The sequence below is a fragment of the Corynebacterium lujinxingii genome (genome assembly GCF_014490555.1).
Taxonomy (GTDB): domain Bacteria; phylum Actinomycetota; class Actinomycetes; order Mycobacteriales; family Mycobacteriaceae; genus Corynebacterium; species Corynebacterium lujinxingii.
Window position 1 is genome coordinate 889,036 of sequence record NZ_CP061032.1, and the last position, 17,356, is coordinate 906,391.

The window sequence follows — 17,356 nt, forward strand, 5'->3', positions numbered from 1 at the left end:
GTTACCTCACGTTGATTGATGCGGCAGTAGGGGCAAAGGCGCAGGTCCGATCGGTGGTGCGCACGCTACCGTCGACAACTGCGAGGACGCGACCCGAACCCGTGTCCGCTGTTGCGGACAAGGTGGACGGTCCTGTCGGGTTAATCCCGTTGTTGCCAAGCGGCGTTACACCCGTGCGAAGCGTGTTCAGGTTGACCCAGTACACCTTCATGAGCCCCTGCTTCTGCGCGGCCGCTGGGGTGCCGAGGGCGGTGAACACGAACGTGGTCTGCCCGGCCTTCGCGCCCGGGGCGGGGGATTTCGCAGGTCCGGGCACCGCAATGGCGGAGGCGGTGGAGTGCATCCCCTTGCCGATGCAGTTTCCCGACACCGTCGGCCAAGCGAACTGCGTGAACGCCGGGGCGTCCTTGGGCAGGGGAGGCCCGCCCATCTCGCCGGAGCCGGCGAAGAAGGCCACTGCGGTGCGCAGCGCGTTGCCCACCTGCACCGGCACGTACGGCTGGTCGGCGAACGCGTTAACGCGCGCGATGGTCTCTGAGGTTGGGCGTCCGAGCTCGTCGAGCGGGTTCGACGACGCGGCGTGGGCAGTTTGCGTATCGACGACACCGGCTGCCAGCATGCCGGCAGCACAAACCGCCGCGACTGCGGAGCGTGCAAGGGATCGGGGAGTGCGCACAACCGTCCTTTTGTCCGAGGTCAAGGAAACAACTACAGCAACATTAGTCACATAAGTAACAGCGTCAAGTGGAAACGGCCCTAGCGTGTGCGAGCGTTGGCGACAGGGGAGTATCGTTTAGGCGTTATTTCCGCCAATCCAAAAGGATCTGTTGAGTGTCGCACCCTGAATTTCGCAATGTAGCCATCGTCGCCCACGTCGACCACGGCAAAACCACCCTGGTTAACGGCATGCTGGAGCAGTCCGGCGTGTTCGGCGACCACGGCGAGCACGGCGACCGCGTGATGGACTCCGGCGAGCTCGAGTCCGAGCGCGGCATCACCATTTTGGCCAAGAACACCGCCATCCGCCGCGCTGGCAAGGGCAAAGACGGCACGGACCTGATCATCAACGTCATCGACACCCCGGGCCACGCCGACTTCGGCGGCGAGGTCGAGCGCGGCCTGTCAATGGTCGACGGCGTTGTGCTGCTCGTCGACGCGTCCGAGGGCCCGTTGCCGCAGACCCGCTTCGTGCTGGGTAAGGCGCTCGAGGCGAAGAAGCCGGTCATCATCTGCGTGAACAAGACCGACCGTCCGGACGCGCGTATCGACGACGTCGTGGTGGAAGCACAAGACCTCCTCCTCGAGCTCGGCGCCGGCCTGGAAGACCCGGAGGCCGCCGAGGCCGCGGAGAACCTGCTCGAGCTGCCGGTGCTCTACACCTCCGGCCGCGCAGGACGTGCGTCCCTGGAGAACCCGGGCGACGGCAACCTGCCGGACAACGAGGACCTGCAGCCGCTATTCGATGTCATCTACGACGTGCTGCCGGAGCCGTCCGCGGAGATCGACGCGCCGTTCCAGGCGCAGGTGACCAACCTGGACTCCTCGTCCTTCCTCGGTCGTATCGCGCTGATCCGCGTGTACAAGGGCTCAGTGAAGAAGGGCCAGACGGTCGCGTGGGTGCACTACGACGACGAGGGCAACCAGCAGGTGAAAAACGTCAAGATCGCGGAGTTGCTCGTCACCGAGGGCCTGGACCGCGTCCCGGCCGAGGGCGACGTCGTCGCCGGCGACATCGCCGCCATCTCGGGTGTGGAAAACATCATGATCGGCGACACCCTGTGCGACCCGGAGCACGTCGAGCCGCTGCCGCGTATTGCTATCGACGACCCGGCGATCTCCATGACCATCGGCGTGAACACCTCGCCGATGGCGGGCCGCAACGGCGGCGACAAGCTCACCGCCCGCATGGTCAAGGCGCGCCTGGACCAGGAGCTGATCGGTAACGTCTCGATCAAGGTGCTGCCGACCGAGCGCCCGGACGCCTGGGAGGTCCAGGGCCGCGGCGAGATGGCGCTGACCGTGCTCATTGAGACGATGCGTCGTGAAGGTTTTGAGCTCACCGTGGGCAAGCCGCAGGTGGTGACCAAGGAAGTCGACGGCAAGACCTACGAGCCGTACGACCACATGATCATCGACGTTCCGTCCGAGCACCAGGGTGCCGTCACCCAGCTCATGGCCAACCGCAAGGGCCAGATGACCTCGATGGCCAACACAGGCTCGGGCGACTGGGTGCGCATGGAGTTCGACGTGCCGTCGCGTGGCCTGATCGGCTTCCGCACCACCTTCCTCACCGAAACCCGCGGCGCTGGTATCGCGAACTCGTACTCCATCGAACACCGCCCGTGGGCCGGCGAGATCAAGGGCCGCCCGACCGGCTCGTTGGTTGCCGACCGTTCCGGCCAGGTCACCGCGTACGCGTTGCAGCAGCTCGCGGACCGCGGCGACTTCTTCGTCGAGCCGGGCGCGGACGCCTATGAGGGCATGGTCGTCGGCGCGAACTCGCGTGACGAGGACATGGACGTCAACATCACCAAGGAAAAGAAGCTGACCAACATGCGCGCCGCCTCGGCGGACGCCACGGTCACGCTGCAGAAGGCGCGCACACTGTCCCTCGACGAGGCGATCGAGTTCTGTGACGACGACGAGTGCGTCGAGGTCGCCCCTGAAGCGATGCGCGTGCGCAAGATCATCCTGAACGCCACCGAGCGTGGCCGTGCCCGCTCCCGCGCAAAGCAGAAGAACAGCTAGCCTGTTCTTTTATGCACCCCAGTCGATCGCGTCGCCCAGCCCGAAGCGCTGCGGCGGCGCTTTTCGCATGTGGCCTGCTCGCCTCCTGCGCGGCGAATCCCGGCCCGCCGCCGCTGGTGGAGCCTGACGAGCCTCGCGTATCGACGACCACCCCCGCCCCCGCCGAACCCCGCACCGACCGCACCCAGGTCCAGGTGGGCGTCGACCCGGTGCGCGGCGGTTTCAACCCGCATTTGGCGGCCGACGACTCCGCGACGGTGCAAGCGATTGCGGATCTCACCCTGCCCAGCGCGTACACCGCAGGTAAGCGTGACGACGACCTCCTGGTCGCCGTCTCCACCTTGCCCACCTCGCCCGCGGCCCAGACGGTGCGCTACGTCATCGCCCCGGAAGCTCAGTGGTCCGACGGCACCCCGATTTCCGGCGCGGACTTCGTCTACCTGTGGCGCGGCATGGTCTCCACCCCGGGCACACTGAACCCGGCGGGCTACCGCGCGATCGCGTCGATCCGCGTGTCCGGACACGGCGGCAGAGTGGTCGACGTCGACTTCGAGCGCCCCGTCGCCCAGCGCCACGAACTGTTCGCGCACCTGCTGCCGTCGCACCTGTTCGCCCCGGACGCGAGTGATTTCGCCTACGCACTTCGCCACACGGTGCCGGCGTCGGCTGGCCGGTTCCTTATGGACGACGTGGGACGCGCCCGCGGCTCGATTGTGCTGAACCGCAACGACCGGTACTGGGGCAAGCACCCGGCCGGCGTCGACATCCTCACGCTTACCGCCGCGCGCGACACCACCCAAACGGCCGACCAGCTGCGCTCCGGCCAACTCGCGTTCGCCGACGTGACCCCGCAGGAGACCACCACTGAGGTGTTCGGCCTGGTGCCAGGGGTCGAGGTGGGCGAGGAGTCGTCGTCACGCATGCTCGGCGTGGTGGTGTCCGCCACTAGCGGGTTGGATCAAACGCTGCGCGAGGAGGTGCGCTCGCTTATCGACGTCCCCCTGCTTGCCCACATCGCCGCCCGCCGCAGCACCAACCTGGCCGTCGCACCGAACGACTATGCACCGGGGGAGAAGGCCGTGCCGGGCTTGAATGCGCGCACCACGCCGCTGCGGGTCGGGGCGGACGCGATGGATCCGGCGGCGGCCGCGGCGGCGCGAACGCTCGTCGATACGCTTAACGGCGCTGGTGTGGAAGCGAAACTTGTTTCCACAGATGTGACCACGCTTGCCGGGCGCAGCCTGCCGAAAAACGAGGTGGACCTCGCGGTGGTGTGGCAAAACGATGCTGCCGCGCTGACCGCGCTTGCCGGACGCGTCGCGTGCCCGCCGACAACGCTGCGCGCCGGCAACCTGTCCGGCCTGTGCACCGTGGGCAACCAGGCGCTCGCGGAGCGGATCCTCGCCGGCGGTGTCGGGCTGCGCGAGGCGCGCGGCCTGGTCGCCGACGCCGAAACTCGCGCCGCCGTGTGGGTGCCGATCATGCGCGAGACCCGTCTTACCGCCAACACCGGACACTGGCCCGGCGGGGTGAAGGATGCGGCACGCTGGCGCCCGGCCGATACAGTGAAGCCCACAACGACGAAGGAGAATCCATGACCACGCGCGACCTTGCCGGCTACCGAGTGGTGGCCGTGCACGCCCACCCCGACGACGAGGCCATCACCACCGCGGGCGTCATCGCCGATCTCACCCGCCGCGGCGCCGACGTGCTCGTGGTCACCTGCACCCTCGGCGAGGAAGGTGAGGTGATCGGGGAGCCGTACCAGCACCTCGTCGTCGGCGAAGCCGACCAATTAGGAGGGTTCCGCATCGGCGAGCTGCGCGCGTCTTTGCGCGCCATCGGCGCGCGCGGTGCGTTTCTCGGCGGGGCGGGCCGCTTCCGCGACTCCGGCATGGCGGGCTCGCCGGCGAGCCGCAACCCGCGCGCGTTTGTGAACTCCGGCGACGCCGCCGTCGTTGAGCTGGCCGCCATCTTCGAGGCCGAGCGGCCGCATCTCGTGCTCACCTACGGCCCCGACGGCGGCTACGGCCACCCGGACCACATCCGCGCCCACGAAATCGCCCACCTGGCTGCGGAGCGTGTGCCCGTTCCGCGCATCCTGTGGACGGTGCGCCTCGCAGCGGAGACAGCAGCACTCATGCCCGCCGGCGCCCCCGACGGCTGGCGCCTGCCCGAGCCCGGCGAACTCGACGGGGTAGACACCTCCGACATCGCCGTCGCCCTCGACGAGCACGCCTACAGCGCAAAAATTGAAGCCATGCGCGCGCACGCGACCCAACTGTGGATCGCCGACGGCCGCACCACCGACGTCAACCCCCACGCCGCACTCGCCCAAGGCCCCGTGGTCTACTACGCGCTGTCCAACCTCATCATCCAGCCCATCCAGCGCGTCGAGCACTTCCAGTTGGGCGCAGGCACCCCGCTTGACGACGACACCACCAACGTCCTCTCCGGAATCCCCCGATGAGCCACCCCGTCGTACGCGACAACTTCTCCCGCGGGGAAGCCATCGCCGGCTTGATCTGGCTCAGCGTCGGCGCAGTCGGCTCGCTGGTGCTGGAGGTCGCCTATCTCAACTGGATCTGGGTGATCATCGCCGCGGCGTTTAATGCGGTGTTGACGAAAACGGCGCGGCTGTGGTCGTCGTCAAGCGCGCTGCTCCCGCTGGGGGTGTGGGCGGCAGCGTTTTTAGTTTCACTCGTGATTTTGCCCCCGACTAGCTGGTCACTGGCACTGCTTACCGCCGGCGTTGCGGGAGGCGTTTGGCCCCTGTTGCGCGCAAAGTGACATACTGTGTGCCATGACTTACGTGATTGCTCAACCGTGCGTCGACGTCATGGACCGCAGCTGCGTCGAAGAATGCCCCGTTGACTGCATCTACGAGGGCAAACGCACGCTCTACATCCACCCCGACGAATGCGTCGACTGTGGCGCCTGCGAACCGGCATGCCCGGTCGAGGCCATCTTCTACGAGGACGACCTCCCCGACGAGTGGGCCGAATACTACGACGTCAACGTCGGCTTCTTCGACGAACTCGGCTCCCCGGGCGGCGCCGCCAAGACCGGCCCGCAGGACTACGACCACCCGTTCGTCGCAGCGTTGCCGCCGCAGAACCAGGACTAGGCCTTGGCACGAACCCCGCTCGGATCACAACTGCCGGATTTCCCATGGGACACCATCGCCGACGTTAAGGCGAAGGCGGCATCGCACCCGGATGGGCTCATCGACCTCTCCGTCGGCGGCCCCGTCGACCCAGTCGCGCCGTCTATCCAACTCGCGCTGTCCGAAGCCGCCGCCGCACCCGGCTACCCGCAAACCGCCGGAATGCCGGAGCTGCGCGCGACCATCGTGTCGTCGCTGGCGCGCCGGTTCGGCATCGAAGGGCTGTCCGAACGGTCCGTGCTGCCGGTCATCGGTCTGAAGGAAGCGGTGGCGTGGCTGCCGACACTGCTCGGGGTGCGCGGCCAGAAGGTGGTCATCCCGGAAGTCGCCTACCCCACCTACGAAGTCGGCGCGTTGATGGCCGACTGCGAGGTCGTGCGTTGCGACGACCCCGCCGACGCCCCGCGCGACGCCGCCCTCGTATTCGTCAACTCTCCGTCGAACCCGACCGGGGGAGTAGCGTCCGTGGAGCAGATGCGCGCCTGGGTGGCGTTCGGCCGCGACACCGGCGCGATCATCGCCTCCGACGAGTGCTATCTCTACCTCGGATGGTCCGTTTCGCCGGTATCCATTCTGCATCCGAGCGTCACCGACGGCGACAACACCGGCCTGCTCGCGCTGCATTCGCTGTCCAAGACATCCAACCTGGCGTCGTACCGCGCCGGCACCATCTCCGGCGACGAATCGCTGGTGCAGGAACTGCTGCTCGTGCGCAAACACGCCGGCCTCATCGTGCCCGGCCCCATCCAGGCCGCCATGGTCGCAGCGCTTGGCGACGACCTCCACGAGGAAATGCAGCGCTCCACCTACGCCGCCCGCCGCGTGACGTTGATGAAGGCGCTGCAGGACGCAGGCTTTACTATCGACGACTCCGACGCCGGCCTCTACCTCTGGGCCCGCCGCGACGGCATGGACTCGCGTTCCCTGCTGTCCTGGCTTGCCGAGCGCGGCATCCTGGCCGCCCCCGGCCACTTCTACGGTCCGGCCGGCTCGAACCACGTGCGCATCTCGCTGACCGCGCCTGACGAGCGCATCGCCGAAGCCGCGCGGCGCCTCGTTTCCTAGTTTTCCGGCTCAAAGGACTAGACTCTTAGAAGTTTGCAGTCTTTTGCCGAGGAGGTCACCGGTGCTTCAAGAGCCGCCCGTCGCCGCGCCGCCGCAAGGTGGCAGCACCGCCGTGCGCCTCGCCACGGGGTTGCGCCAATTCGTGAAATTCGGCATCGTCGGCGGCTCCGGCGTGCTGGTCAACTTCATCGTCTTCTACCTTGCGAACAAAGCCCTGGAAAACGGCCTCGACCTGCACGCCAACGACGTGTTCATGCAACTCGGCTCCACCCGCTGGAACATTCGTTGGTACCACCTCATGTCCACGCTGGCGTTCCTTTTGGCCAACACGTGGAACTACCAACTCAACCGCTCTTGGACCTTCCGCGGCGTGCACGCGCGCTCCTGGATCCGCGGCTTCTTCCCGTTCCTCGCCACCGGCCTGCTCGCGTTCGGGGTGTCGTTGACCTGCATGACGCTGCTCATGAACCCGACCACACCGCTGGGCCTTCCGGACTCGCTTTTCGATGACTCCACCGGCCTGCGCACCAAGTCCTACTGGGCCCAAGCCATCTCGACGTTCATTGCGATGCCGGTGAACTTCATCATCAATAAGCTCTGGACTTTCGGCAAACCCAAGGGGATTTAACCTGCGGATTGTGGATAACCCGGCGTTTTCGGTGCCGAAATTATCCACAGTTTTTGCTCGCCCTTGTGCTGCGTTGCTGCGCTTCGTAGCGTTTGGGTCATGGCTTTTGCAGACCTTCTCGGCCCCCGTTTGGCGGATCTGGCCGACTTCGACCGCGACACCGCGCTGAATGCTGGCGTGGCCCCGTCGCGTGTCCGGGACTGGTCTCGCGTGCATGATGTCTACTTCGGGGCGACGAAGTTCACGCGCAAACAAGCCACTGCCCGGCGTGTGGGAGCTTCGACCCCGTTGGACCAGTTGGGGTTGATCGAGCGCAAACTCGCCGCGGTGTCCGATCCCGCTGAGCGGTGGCGGCTGCGACTGGAGCTACTCGAGTTTTCCGGCCGTTATGATGCGTTGTCACGGCTTGCCGACAGCCTGATCGGTGCTGAGAAACCCGCACCGAAAAAGGCGTGCCGGTTCACCAAAACCCGCGGCGGGATGCGCACAGTGGCGCTGACGTACAACCAGCGTGACATCGCCGATTTAGAATTCTCGCTGCGCTCTGCGATTAACCCGGATCTGCCGGCCGCGGAGCAGATGGCTGATGCGCTGGTGCGTCTGCTGCGCGGCGACGGCGACGTTGAGGGTGGTGGTGTGGCGCGTGCGGTGCCAAGGCCGATCATTATGGTGCCGTTTCCGGAGTGGACACGCATTCAGTCCGGCGCTGGCGACGAAGTGGTGCTCACGCTGACGGATGGCACCACGATGACCGGGGCGGAGTTTTTGGTCCACGAGTTCGGCGACGCATTGGAAGTCGCCGCGTTCCACCCGGTGGAAGGTGCGGTGAATTTGTACCGTACGGCGCGGTTTGCCAACGATAAGCAGCGGGTGTTGGCGTCGATGATGACCCCGTCGTGTCCGGTGCCGGGCTGCCGGCACGGGGCTGATTCGTGCGAGATGCATCATATCGACGCGTGGCGCTTCGGCGGGGAGACCAACCTGGCGAATCTGGTGCCGTTATGCAGGTTTCATAACGGCAGAAACGACGACGACCCCGAGGTGCGAAGATACGGGCGCATCCACATCAGAGACGGCACCCCGATTTGGGTATCCCCCGGGGGCACACCGGTAGAAAACGAGACCCCCGGCGCCATGGAACAACTCTTCAACTAGCCGAATACCCCGCCACCGAGCGGGCTATTCGGCATGCCTGTGATAATGCACGTGCCCATTGTGCTTGCCGACAAACACGTATTCGTTCATTTCCGCGACGTGGCGGGAGGCTATGTTGCCTGGCAGCACACTGATCCTGAGGGTCTTCGCTCCTAGGCTAAAGGCGTAATCGGTGACGAGTTTCACCGCTCGGGTCATCACACCGCGGCCGCGCGCCCACGGGGCAGTGTTGTAGCCGAAGTGAGCGGCGTCGTCTGGCTTAAGACGTAGTTCGATGTTTCCTGCATATCGATCCTCAACAACGATCGCCCACCGCAACACCCCCTTCGGAACGCTGTCGAAGAATTCGTTGAGCATCTCAGAGGTAACAGGGGAGGGGACAGTGGTCCATGCGACCATGCGTGGATCCGTAGAGGCGGCGAATAGGTCCTCGCGTGCCCCTGCGATGGTTCCGACTTGGGACCAAGGCAGAAGAGTGAGGCCGCCGTCGACGAGAGTGTCGTCGCCCGGCGGCCACCACGAAGAGCTAGTTGGCATGGAGGGCTTCGTTGAGCTCGATGCCCTTGGCGGGCACCGCCTCGACGGAGCCGGAGACCGAGTTGCGGCGGAACTGCAGACCGTTGGCACCGGAGAGCTCGAGCGCCTTGACGGTGCTGCCGGCTTCCTTGCCCAGGGCCTCCGCCACCGGCTCGGACAACACGACCTTGGTGCCGGCGGTGACGTAGAGGCCGGCTTCGACGATGCAGTCGTCGCCAAGCGAAATGCCCACGCCAGCGTTCGCGCCGAGGAGGCAGCGCTCGCCGAGCGAGATGACTTCCTTGCCGCCGCCGGACAGGGTGCCCATGATGGAGGCGCCGCCGCCAATGTCGGTGCCGTCGCCGACGACCACGCCAGCGGAGATACGGCCCTCGACCATGGAGGCGCCGAGGGTGCCAGCGTTGAAGTTCACGAAGCCCTCGTGCATCACCGTGGTGCCCTCCGCGAGGTGGGCGCCGAGACGGATGCGGTCGGCGTCGCCGATGCGCACGCCCGACGGCACGACGTAATCGACCATGCGCGGGAACTTGTCCACCAAGTACACGACGACCGGGCCGTTGGCGGAAAGGCGCGCGCGGGTCATCTGGAAGTCGGCCACCGCGCAGGGGCCGTAGTTAGTCCACACGACGTTCGACAGCAGGCCGAACACGCCGTCCATGTTCGCGCCGTGCGGGCGAATCAGGCGGTGCGACAGCAGGTGCAGGCGGAGGTAGACGTCGTAGGCGTCGACGGCCGGCTCGGACAGGTCGGCGATCGTCGTCTCTACTGCGACGCGCGCGACGCCGCGTGCCTCGTCCGGGCCCACAAGGTCGGCGAAGCGGGCGTCGGGCTCCTCGAGGCGGCGGGTGCCGGTTTCGCCGGTGGCCTCGTCAACCTTAGGAGCGGGGTACCAAACGTCGAGGACGGTGCCGTCGTGGGTGATGGTCGCGATGCCGCGTGCGTATGCAGAAGTCGGAGAAGTCATATCAATTACCTTACGTTAGTGCGGTTTTTTGTGAGCAACGACAGTGCCACCAGCGCGAGCGAGAGGACGGTCACGGAGATGACCTGGGAGCGTGCGGCGTCGTCGAAAAGCATCAGCGTGGTCAGGCCGAGCAGCGCAGCGAGCGTCACCCACGGCACCCACGATGCGCCGCGCACGCGCACCGCGGAGGCGGCGATGCGTGGGTGGAGTTTGATGAAGCTCAGCGTGATCATGATCCACGTGACGATCAGGCAGCCGCCGGTGGCGGACATGATGAAGTCGATCATCCCCGGCGGGTTCCACCACTGCAGGCCCACGGCGAGGAAGGCGAACAGCACGGAGACGAGCACGGAGTTCGTCGGCACGTTGTTGGCGTTGGTCTTCGCCATCCACGCGGGGGCGTCGCCTTCGAGCGCCTGCTGGTAGCCGAGGCGGGAGGTGCCGTAGAGCTGCGCGTTGAACGCGGACAGCAGCGCGAGCACGATGACGACTTCCATGAACGCGGCGGCGCCCGGGATGTTCGCCATTTCGAGCACCGCGGTGAACGGGGAGTCGGCGGCGGAGTCGGCGCCGTCGATGGAGGCGTAGGGCAAAAGCAGCGTGATCACGGCGACGGAGCCGATGTAGAAAATGGCGATGCGCCAGATGATGGAGTTGACGGCGCGTTTGATGTTGTCGGCGGGGTCTTCGGATTCGGCGGCGGCGATGGTGACTACTTCGATGCCGCCGAAGGCGAACGCGACGGCGAGGAGTCCCGCGGCGATGCCGGCGACGCCGTTGGGGGCGAAGCCGGATTCGCGGATGTTGTCGAAGCCGATGAAGCCGCTTGCGGGCAGTACGCCGAGCCAGAGCAGCACGCCGATGATGAGGAAGCCGACGATGACGGCGATTTTGATCATGGCGAACCAGTACTCGAATTCGCCGAAGCCTTTGACCTGCGCGAGGTTCACGGCGGTGAGGATGGCGACGACGATGAGGCCGGGCACCCATTGCGGCACGTCGAACCAGGACGCCATCATCGCGGATGCGCCGGTGAGTTCGGCGCCGCATGCCATGATGAGTAGGAAGTAGTAAATCCAGCCGAGCAGGAAGCCGGCCCAGTGGCCGAACGCCATGCGCCCGTATGTGGCGAACGAGCCGGAGGAGGGGTGCGCGGCGGCCATTTCGCCGAGCATGCGCATCACGGCGATGACGATCGCTCCGGCGATGGCATAGGCGATGAGGATCGCAGGCCCGGCGGCGCGGATGCCGACGCCGACGCCGAGGAACAGCCCCGCGCCCACCGCGGTGCCCAGCCCCATGAGGGTGAGGTGGCGCGATTTCAGGCCGGAGCCTAGTTCGCTATTGCTTGTCGACGACACCATTTACTGCACTTCTTTCTTTCCGGTCACGCGCGTCCACACGACGCCCGCGAGGGTGACGATGCCGACGACGACGGCGACGGCGAACATCTGGAACCGCCCGTCGGGGTCGGCAAGCATGAGCGCGATCACGCCGCCGGCGAGCGCGATCATGACCCAGGGCAGGACGTTCGGGGCCCACATGCGCACGTCGGTGATTTCGCCGGTGGCCACTAGTTTCGGGTGCAGACGCACGAACGACAGCGCGACGACGATCCACAGCACGATCAGGCAGCCGCCGACCGCGTTGAGCAGGAAGGCGAGCAGCCCGGGCGGGTTCCAGTACTGCAGGGCGACGGCGACGAAGCCGAAGATGACGGACACGACGACGGCGCGCACGGGCACGCCGCGGGTGTCGGTTTGGGCGAAGGAGATGGGGGCGTCGCCACGCACCGCGAGGTTTTGCAGGAAGCGCGACGAGCCGTAGATCTGCGTGTTGCACGCGGACAGCAGCGCGATGACGATGACGGCCTCCATGATGCCGACCGCGCCCGGGATGTTGGCCATCTCGAGCACCGCGGTGAACGGGGAGTCGGCCGCGGAGTCGGCGCCGCCGATCTGGTTGAACGGCAGCAGCAGCACGATGAGTAGCACGGAGCCGATGTAGAACACGGAGATGCGCCAGATGATGGAGCGGATGGCGGAGTGGACGCCGGCTTCGGGGTTTTCGGATTCGGCGGCGGCGACGGTGACCAGTTCGATGCCGCCGAACGCGAACGCGACGGCGAGCAGTGCCGTTGCGACGCCCGCCCAGCCGTTGGGCATGAAGCCGACGTCTTTGACGTTGGACAGGCCGACGAACCCGCTGGCCGGCAGCACGCCGAGCCACAGCAGCACGCCGATGGCCAAAAAGGCGACGATGACGGCAACCTTGATCAGCGCGAACCAGAACTCGAACTCGCCGAAGTTTTTCACGGCGGCGAAGTTGATCACGGTGAACACGGCGATGGCGGCGAGTGCCGGGATCCAGGGTGAGATCCCGAACCAGTCGGCGACGATCGCGGAGGCGCCGGTGATCTCCACGGCCATGATCATGATCATCATGAACCAGTACAGCCAGCCGATGGCGAAACCGGCCCAGCGGCCGAAGGCCTGCTCGGCGTAGGTGGAAAACGTGCCGGAGGAGGGCCGCGCGGCGACCATCTCCGCGAGCATCTGCATGAAGCACACGGTGATGAAGCCGGCGACGACGTAGGCGAGGATGACGGCGGGCCCGGCGGCGGCAATGCCCACGCCGGTGCCGAGGAACAGCCCGGCACCAATGGCGGAGCCGAGCCCCATCATGGTCAAGTGGCGCGTCTTCAGCCCGCGGGCGAGCGCGGTTGAGTCGGCGACGGGGGAAACTGGTGTCGACATGTCGAACACCTTAAACGCCGCCATGCGGCCAGCTGCATTGTATTGGCCTTTATATGCGCCGCAGGACGGGCAGCGGCGCGTCCGGCTCGCGGGTGATGCGTAGGTTCGATTGGCCGGAAAGGTGGTGGGCGGCAAGGCGCGTGGAGTCGTCGAGAAGCAATGTGTCGGGTTCCAACGTGATGCCGGCGCCGATTTCGCAGCGCTCTCCGAGGTTAAGGCCGATCACGCCCGCCGACGGGTGCAGGGTGCAGCCGGCGCCGACGACCGCCGCGGAGATCGTGCCCTCCACGCGCGCGGGGCCGAGCGTGCCGGCGTTGTGGGAGACGTAGCCTTCGCGCACCACGGAGGTGCCTTCGGCGAGGTAGGCGCCGAGGCGGACGCGTTCGGCCTCTGCGATGGTCACCCCGGTGGGCACGACGTAATCGACCATGCGCGGCAGCCGGTCGATGCTGTAGACGTGGATGAGACCGCGGGCACGCAGGTTGGTGCGCACGGTTTCGAAGTTGTCGGCCAGACACGGGCCCTTGTTGGTCCACACCACCGGTACGAGCAGGTCCATCGCGCCATTCATGTTGATCGTCTGCGGCTTCACCAGCCGGTGCGACAGCAGATGCAAGCGTAAAAACACGTCGTGGGCGTCCACCGGCGGGGCCGACAGGTCCGCGATGACCGTGCGCACCGGCACGAGTTCCACCAGGCGGTCGCGGTCGGCGCCGATGAGCCGCAGGAACTGCGGTGAGAGTTCGTGGGCGGAGACGCGGGTGGTGGTGGAGGAGGTGGTGTCGTCGTTAAGCAAAAGCTCAGGGGCGGGGAACCAGGTGTCCAGCACGGTGCCGTCCATGGCGATGTTGGCGATCCCGACGCCGCGCGCTGACCAAGACATGCGCGCAATTGTAAACGTAGGATCGCCGTGTGACTTCCTTAGATCTATTTGCGGACCCTGTCGATCTCACCGCGGCGCTCGTGGACATCGAGTCGCCGTCGCACCACGAGGAGGCGATCGCCGACGCCATCGAGCAAGCGCTGCGTGACCTCGAGCACGCCGAGGTGAAGCGCTTCGGCAACACCGTGGTGGCGCGCACGAACTTCGGTCTGGATTCGCGGGTGGTGCTGGCCGGGCACATCGATACGGTGCCGCTTGCCGACAACACCCCGCACCGGCTCACAAGTTCGCCGACGGGTGAGACGATTTTGCACGGCTGCGGCTCCGTGGACATGAAATCCGGCATGGCCTGCTACCTGGGCGCGTTCGCACGCCTCGCGCAGCCGGGCAAGGCCGCGCACGACCTGACCGTCATCGCCTACGAGGGCGAGGAAGTGGCGACGAAGTACAACGGTCTCTACCACCTCGAGCGCGACCACTCGGAGCTGCTGGAAGGCGACATCGCGCTGCTCGGCGAGCCGTCCGGCGCGATGATCGAGGCCGGTTGCCAGGGCACGATCCGCGTGTTCGTCGACGCGCACGGCACCCGCGCCCACTCCGCGCGCGCGTGGCTCGGGCACAACGCCGCGCACGACCTGGCCGGTGTGCTTTCGCGCATCGCCGCGTACGAGCCGCGCAGTGTGCTTATCGACGACTGCGAGTACCGCGAAGGCTTAAACGTCGTCGGCCTCGAAGGCTTCGTGGCCACGAACACGCTGCCGGACCACGCGCGGCTGATCGTGAACTTCCGCTTCGCGCCGGACCGTTCAGTGGAGGAGGCGAAGGCGCACCTGGAGGAGGTGCTCGCGCTGGAGGATGGCCTGGAGCTCATTTACGACGATGTCGCCGCCGGTGCGTTGCCCGGCCTCGGCAACCCGGTCGCGGCCGGTCTGGTCAAGGCTGTCGGCGGGAACTTCCGCGCCAAGTTCGGGTGGACCGACGTGGCGCGCTTTTCCAGCCTCGGGGTGCCGGCGGTCAACTTCGGCCCCGGCGACCCCGGGTACGCCCACAAACCCGAGGAGCAGTGCCCGGTCGACGAGATCCGCCAGGTCTCCGCGCAGCTGCTCGAGTACTTAAGCGCAGAAAGCGAGTAAACAATGGCACCGCTGAATTTCCCCCGCCCCGACCGCGACAGGAAGTTGCGCGGCCCGCTCGCGCTGCGCGGCCAGGATTACCAGTCGTCCACCCACGACCAGCGGCTTTTGGAGTCGCTGGGGCACTCCGACGGGCAGTGGAAGCACGAGGACCCGTGGCGCGTGATGCGTATCCAGTCGGAGTTCGTCGCCGGCTTCGATGCGCTGTCCGAGATGCCCAAGGCCGTCACCGTCTTCGGCTCCGCGCGCCTGGGGGAGGGCACGCCGGAGTACCAGCAGGCCTACGAGCTCGGTCAAGCGCTCGCCGAGGCCGGCTACGCGGTGATCACCGGCGGCGGGCCCGGGCTAATGGAGGGGCCGAACCGGGGCGCGCACAACGCCGGCGGCCTGTCGGTGGGGCTGGGCATCGAGTTGCCGTTCGAGCAGGGCTTGAACGACTGGGTCGACCTGGGCCTGAACTTCCGCTACTTCTTCGCCCGCAAGACCATGTTTTTGAAGTACTCGCAGGCGTTTGTGACGCTGCCGGGCGGCTTCGGCACCATGGACGAGGTCTTCGAGGTGCTGTGCATGGTGCAAACCGGCAAGGTGACCAACTTCCCGATCGTGCTCATCGGCACCGAGTTCTGGTCCGGCCTGGTGGATTGGATCGAGCAGCAGCTGCTTGGCCGCGGGCTCATTTCGCCTGGCGACGAGCGCCTGTTTTTGGTCACCGACTCGGTGGAGGAGGCGGTGGCGCATATCGTCGAGAAGCATGAGGTGATGACGGATCAGCGTCTCCACGATGAGTGAGGTCATGGCGATCGTGAACCGCACGCCCGACTCGTTTTACGACAAGGGCGCGACGTTCGCGATTGAGAAAGCCGTCGCGCGTGCCGACGACGCCATCGCCGCCGGGGCAACCATCATCGACATTGGCGGCGTGAAGGCCGGCCCGGGCGACGACGTGTCCGTCGCCGAGGAGATCGACCGCGTTGTGCCGGTTATCGCCGCGGTGCGCGAGCGGCATCCGGACGTGACGGTGAGCGTGGACACGTGGCGCGCCGCCGTTGCCGAGGACGCAATCACCGCCGGCGCCGACCTGATCAACGACACCTGGGCCGGGTTCGACCCCGAACTCGTCGAGGTCGCAGGCGCGCACCGCGTGGGCTACGTCTGCTCGCACACCGGCGGCATCACCCCGCGCACGCGCCCGCACCGCGTGCACTACGACGATGTGGTCGCCGACGTCATCGCGGAGACCACCGCGTTGGCTGAGCGCGCCGTTGCGCTCGGCGCGCCGGCGCAGCGCGTGTTCATCGACCCGACTCACGACTTTGGAAAAAACACCTACCACGGGCTGGAGATCTTGAGGCGTATCGACGAGATCGTCGCCACCGGCTGGCCCGTGCTCATGGCCCTGTCGAACAAGGACTTCGTCGGCGAGACCGTCAACCGCGGGGTGGGCGAGCGCGTCGCCGGCACGCTCGCCGCCACCGCGTGGGCTGCCGCGCGCGGGGTGGCGGCGTTTCGCGTCCACGAGGTTGCGGAGACCGTCGACGTGATCCGCATGACCGCCGCCATCCAGGGCACCGCGGCGCCGCTGCATACCGTGCGGGGGCTCGCGTGAGGGTCAGCGTGGTCATCCCGGCGTTGAATGAGGAGGCGACGGTGGCTGGGGTCGTCGCTAAGTGTGTTGCGTCGCGCGCGGACGAGGTGATCGTGATCGATTCCGACTCCACCGACGCCACCGCCGCGCGCGCTGACGCGGCCGGGGCGCGGGTGGTCAACTGGCGCGACGTGGACCCGCGCGAGCCGTGGCCCGGCAAGGGCGAGGCGCTGTGGCGCGGGGTCAAAGCCGCGCGCGGCGACGTGGTGGTGTTTATCGACGCCGACGTCACCTCGCTCGAGCCCTGGTGGGTCGACGCGCTCGCAGCCCCGCTTGACGACGACACCGTCCACCTCGTCAAAGCCTCCTACACCCGCGAAGGCGCTGGCGGGCGAGTCACCGAACTGACCGCGAAGCCGCTGCTGCGCGCGCTGTTTCCGAGCATCAGGGTGGACCAGCCGCTCGCCGGCGAGTACGCGATCCGGCGCTCGACTGCGCTCACGCTGCCGTTTGTCGCCGGCTACGGGGTGGAGGCGGGGCTGCTCATTGACGTCGCTACGCAATTCGGCCCGCACGCCGTCGTGCAGGCGGAGTTGAGCCCGCGCACCCACCGCAACCGCCCGCTCGCCGAACTGGCCGGCATGGCGGACGTGGTCACACGCACGATCCTCGCGCGCGCGGGCGCGGTGGCCGACGAGGTCGCCGAGCGCCCCGCCTGGACGGACAGCTAAACTAA

At 66.9% G+C, this 17,356-nt stretch carries 18 protein-coding genes; 12 read left to right on the forward strand and 6 right to left on the reverse strand.

Annotation, left to right across the window (positions count from 1 at the left end):
- Nucleotide 1: 1 nt before the first annotated feature.
- Nucleotides 2–676 carry an Rv1157c family protein gene (locus tag IAU68_RS04485; protein WP_171193539.1) on the reverse strand — a complete coding sequence of 225 codons (675 nt, stop codon included), beginning with the start codon at nucleotides 674–676 and terminating at the stop codon, nucleotides 2–4.
- Nucleotides 677–831: 155 nt separating this feature from the next.
- Here IAU68_RS04485 and typA point away from each other — a divergent pair, with 155 nt between their 5' ends.
- The 8 genes from typA to IAU68_RS04525 all read left to right on the forward strand — a co-directional run bounded on the left by typA (nucleotide 832) and on the right by IAU68_RS04525 (nucleotide 8,762).
- Nucleotides 832–2,748 (forward strand): translational GTPase TypA, encoded by a 1,917-nt coding sequence (gene typA, locus IAU68_RS04490; RefSeq protein WP_171193538.1) that lies wholly within the window; start codon nucleotides 832–834, stop codon nucleotides 2,746–2,748.
- An 11-nt stretch (nucleotides 2,749–2,759) separates the two neighbouring features.
- Nucleotides 2,760–4,346, forward strand: coding sequence for an ABC transporter family substrate-binding protein (locus IAU68_RS04495; protein ID WP_171193537.1), 1,587 nt, complete (start codon nucleotides 2,760–2,762; stop codon nucleotides 4,344–4,346).
- A complete protein-coding gene (mshB, locus tag IAU68_RS04500) occupies nucleotides 4,343–5,218 on the forward strand; it encodes an N-acetyl-1-D-myo-inositol-2-amino-2-deoxy-alpha-D-glucopyranoside deacetylase (RefSeq protein ID WP_171193536.1) in 876 nt (291 codons plus the stop codon). The genes IAU68_RS04495 and mshB overlap by 4 nt, the downstream gene beginning before the upstream one ends.
- On the forward strand, nucleotides 5,215–5,538 hold the full coding sequence (locus IAU68_RS04505; RefSeq protein WP_171193535.1) for a hypothetical protein: 324 nt from the start codon (nucleotides 5,215–5,217) through the stop codon (nucleotides 5,536–5,538). The genes mshB and IAU68_RS04505 overlap by 4 nt, the downstream gene beginning before the upstream one ends.
- A gap of 13 nt (nucleotides 5,539–5,551) precedes the next feature.
- On the forward strand, nucleotides 5,552–5,875 hold the full coding sequence (fdxA, locus tag IAU68_RS04510) for a ferredoxin (protein ID WP_171193534.1): 324 nt from the start codon (nucleotides 5,552–5,554) through the stop codon (nucleotides 5,873–5,875).
- A gap of 3 nt (nucleotides 5,876–5,878) precedes the next feature.
- Nucleotides 5,879–6,979 (forward strand): succinyldiaminopimelate transaminase, encoded by a 1,101-nt coding sequence (gene dapC, locus IAU68_RS04515; RefSeq protein WP_171193533.1) that lies wholly within the window; start codon nucleotides 5,879–5,881, stop codon nucleotides 6,977–6,979.
- 61 nt (nucleotides 6,980–7,040) lie between these two features.
- Nucleotides 7,041–7,607, forward strand: a complete 567-nt coding sequence (locus tag IAU68_RS04520; RefSeq protein ID WP_231699096.1) for a GtrA family protein — start codon at nucleotides 7,041–7,043, stop codon at nucleotides 7,605–7,607.
- A gap of 99 nt (nucleotides 7,608–7,706) precedes the next feature.
- Nucleotides 7,707–8,762, forward strand: a complete 1,056-nt coding sequence (locus IAU68_RS04525; protein ID WP_171193532.1) for an HNH endonuclease signature motif containing protein — start codon at nucleotides 7,707–7,709, stop codon at nucleotides 8,760–8,762.
- 24 nt (nucleotides 8,763–8,786) lie between these two features.
- Here IAU68_RS04525 and IAU68_RS04530 read toward each other — a convergent pair whose 3' ends face one another.
- The 5 genes from IAU68_RS04530 to IAU68_RS04550 are packed head-to-tail and all read right to left on the reverse strand — an operon-like array spanning nucleotide 8,787 to nucleotide 13,902.
- On the reverse strand, nucleotides 8,787–9,299 hold the full coding sequence (locus IAU68_RS04530) for a GNAT family N-acetyltransferase (RefSeq protein ID WP_268908702.1): 513 nt from the start codon (nucleotides 9,297–9,299) through the stop codon (nucleotides 8,787–8,789).
- Nucleotides 9,289–10,263: a 2,3,4,5-tetrahydropyridine-2,6-dicarboxylate N-succinyltransferase gene (dapD, locus tag IAU68_RS04535; protein ID WP_171193530.1), complete on the reverse strand. Its 975-nt coding sequence runs from the start codon at nucleotides 10,261–10,263 to the stop codon at nucleotides 9,289–9,291. Before dapD ends, IAU68_RS04530 begins: the two co-directional genes overlap by 11 nt.
- 5 nt (nucleotides 10,264–10,268) lie before the next feature.
- Nucleotides 10,269–11,627, reverse strand: coding sequence for an amino acid permease (locus tag IAU68_RS04540; protein ID WP_171193529.1), 1,359 nt, complete (start codon nucleotides 11,625–11,627; stop codon nucleotides 10,269–10,271).
- On the reverse strand, nucleotides 11,628–13,019 hold the full coding sequence (locus IAU68_RS04545) for an amino acid permease (RefSeq protein WP_171193528.1): 1,392 nt from the start codon (nucleotides 13,017–13,019) through the stop codon (nucleotides 11,628–11,630). It abuts the gene before it with no gap.
- Nucleotides 13,020–13,068: 49 nt separating this feature from the next.
- Nucleotides 13,069–13,902 carry a succinyltransferase gene (locus IAU68_RS04550; RefSeq protein WP_171193527.1) on the reverse strand — a complete coding sequence of 278 codons (834 nt, stop codon included), beginning with the start codon at nucleotides 13,900–13,902 and terminating at the stop codon, nucleotides 13,069–13,071.
- A gap of 29 nt (nucleotides 13,903–13,931) precedes the next feature.
- On the opposite strand from IAU68_RS04550, the gene dapE reads away from it, so the two are divergent.
- From dapE to IAU68_RS04570, 4 genes are read left to right on the forward strand one after another with little or no spacing between them, the layout of a single operon-like run.
- Nucleotides 13,932–15,035 carry a succinyl-diaminopimelate desuccinylase gene (dapE, locus tag IAU68_RS04555; protein WP_171193526.1) on the forward strand — a complete coding sequence of 368 codons (1,104 nt, stop codon included), beginning with the start codon at nucleotides 13,932–13,934 and terminating at the stop codon, nucleotides 15,033–15,035.
- A gap of 3 nt (nucleotides 15,036–15,038) precedes the next feature.
- Nucleotides 15,039–15,824: an LOG family protein gene (locus IAU68_RS04560; protein WP_171193525.1), complete on the forward strand. Its 786-nt coding sequence runs from the start codon at nucleotides 15,039–15,041 to the stop codon at nucleotides 15,822–15,824.
- Nucleotides 15,817–16,641: a dihydropteroate synthase gene (gene folP / locus IAU68_RS04565; protein WP_231699097.1), complete on the forward strand. Its 825-nt coding sequence runs from the start codon at nucleotides 15,817–15,819 to the stop codon at nucleotides 16,639–16,641. The genes IAU68_RS04560 and folP overlap by 8 nt, the downstream gene beginning before the upstream one ends.
- A complete protein-coding gene (locus IAU68_RS04570) occupies nucleotides 16,638–17,351 on the forward strand; it encodes a glucosyl-3-phosphoglycerate synthase (RefSeq protein WP_171193524.1) in 714 nt (237 codons plus the stop codon). The genes folP and IAU68_RS04570 overlap by 4 nt, the downstream gene beginning before the upstream one ends.
- Nucleotides 17,352–17,356: the final 5 nt, after the last annotated feature.

Excerpts from the sequence above, each read along its gene's own strand:
- dapD (WP_171193530.1), bottom strand. The coding sequence starts at position 10,263 with ATGACTTCTCCGACTTCTGCATACGCACGCGGCATCGCGACCATCACC.
- folP (WP_231699097.1), top strand. The coding sequence starts at position 15,817 with ATGAGTGAGGTCATGGCGATCGTGAACCGCACGCCCGACTCGTTTTAC.
- IAU68_RS04495 (WP_171193537.1), top strand. The coding sequence starts at position 2,760 with ATGCACCCCAGTCGATCGCGTCGCCCAGCCCGAAGCGCTGCGGCGGCG.
- IAU68_RS04505 (WP_171193535.1), top strand. The coding sequence starts at position 5,215 with ATGAGCCACCCCGTCGTACGCGACAACTTCTCCCGCGGGGAAGCCATC.
- IAU68_RS04525 (WP_171193532.1), top strand. The coding sequence starts at position 7,707 with ATGGCTTTTGCAGACCTTCTCGGCCCCCGTTTGGCGGATCTGGCCGAC.
- fdxA (WP_171193534.1), top strand. The coding sequence starts at position 5,552 with ATGACTTACGTGATTGCTCAACCGTGCGTCGACGTCATGGACCGCAGC.
- mshB (WP_171193536.1), top strand. The coding sequence starts at position 4,343 with ATGACCACGCGCGACCTTGCCGGCTACCGAGTGGTGGCCGTGCACGCC.
- IAU68_RS04560 (WP_171193525.1), top strand. The coding sequence starts at position 15,039 with ATGGCACCGCTGAATTTCCCCCGCCCCGACCGCGACAGGAAGTTGCGC.
- IAU68_RS04545 (WP_171193528.1), bottom strand. The coding sequence starts at position 13,019 with ATGTCGACACCAGTTTCCCCCGTCGCCGACTCAACCGCGCTCGCCCGC.
- IAU68_RS04550 (WP_171193527.1), bottom strand. The coding sequence starts at position 13,902 with ATGTCTTGGTCAGCGCGCGGCGTCGGGATCGCCAACATCGCCATGGAC.
- IAU68_RS04530 (WP_268908702.1), bottom strand. The coding sequence starts at position 9,299 with ATGCCAACTAGCTCTTCGTGGTGGCCGCCGGGCGACGACACTCTCGTC.
- IAU68_RS04540 (WP_171193529.1), bottom strand. The coding sequence starts at position 11,627 with ATGGTGTCGTCGACAAGCAATAGCGAACTAGGCTCCGGCCTGAAATCG.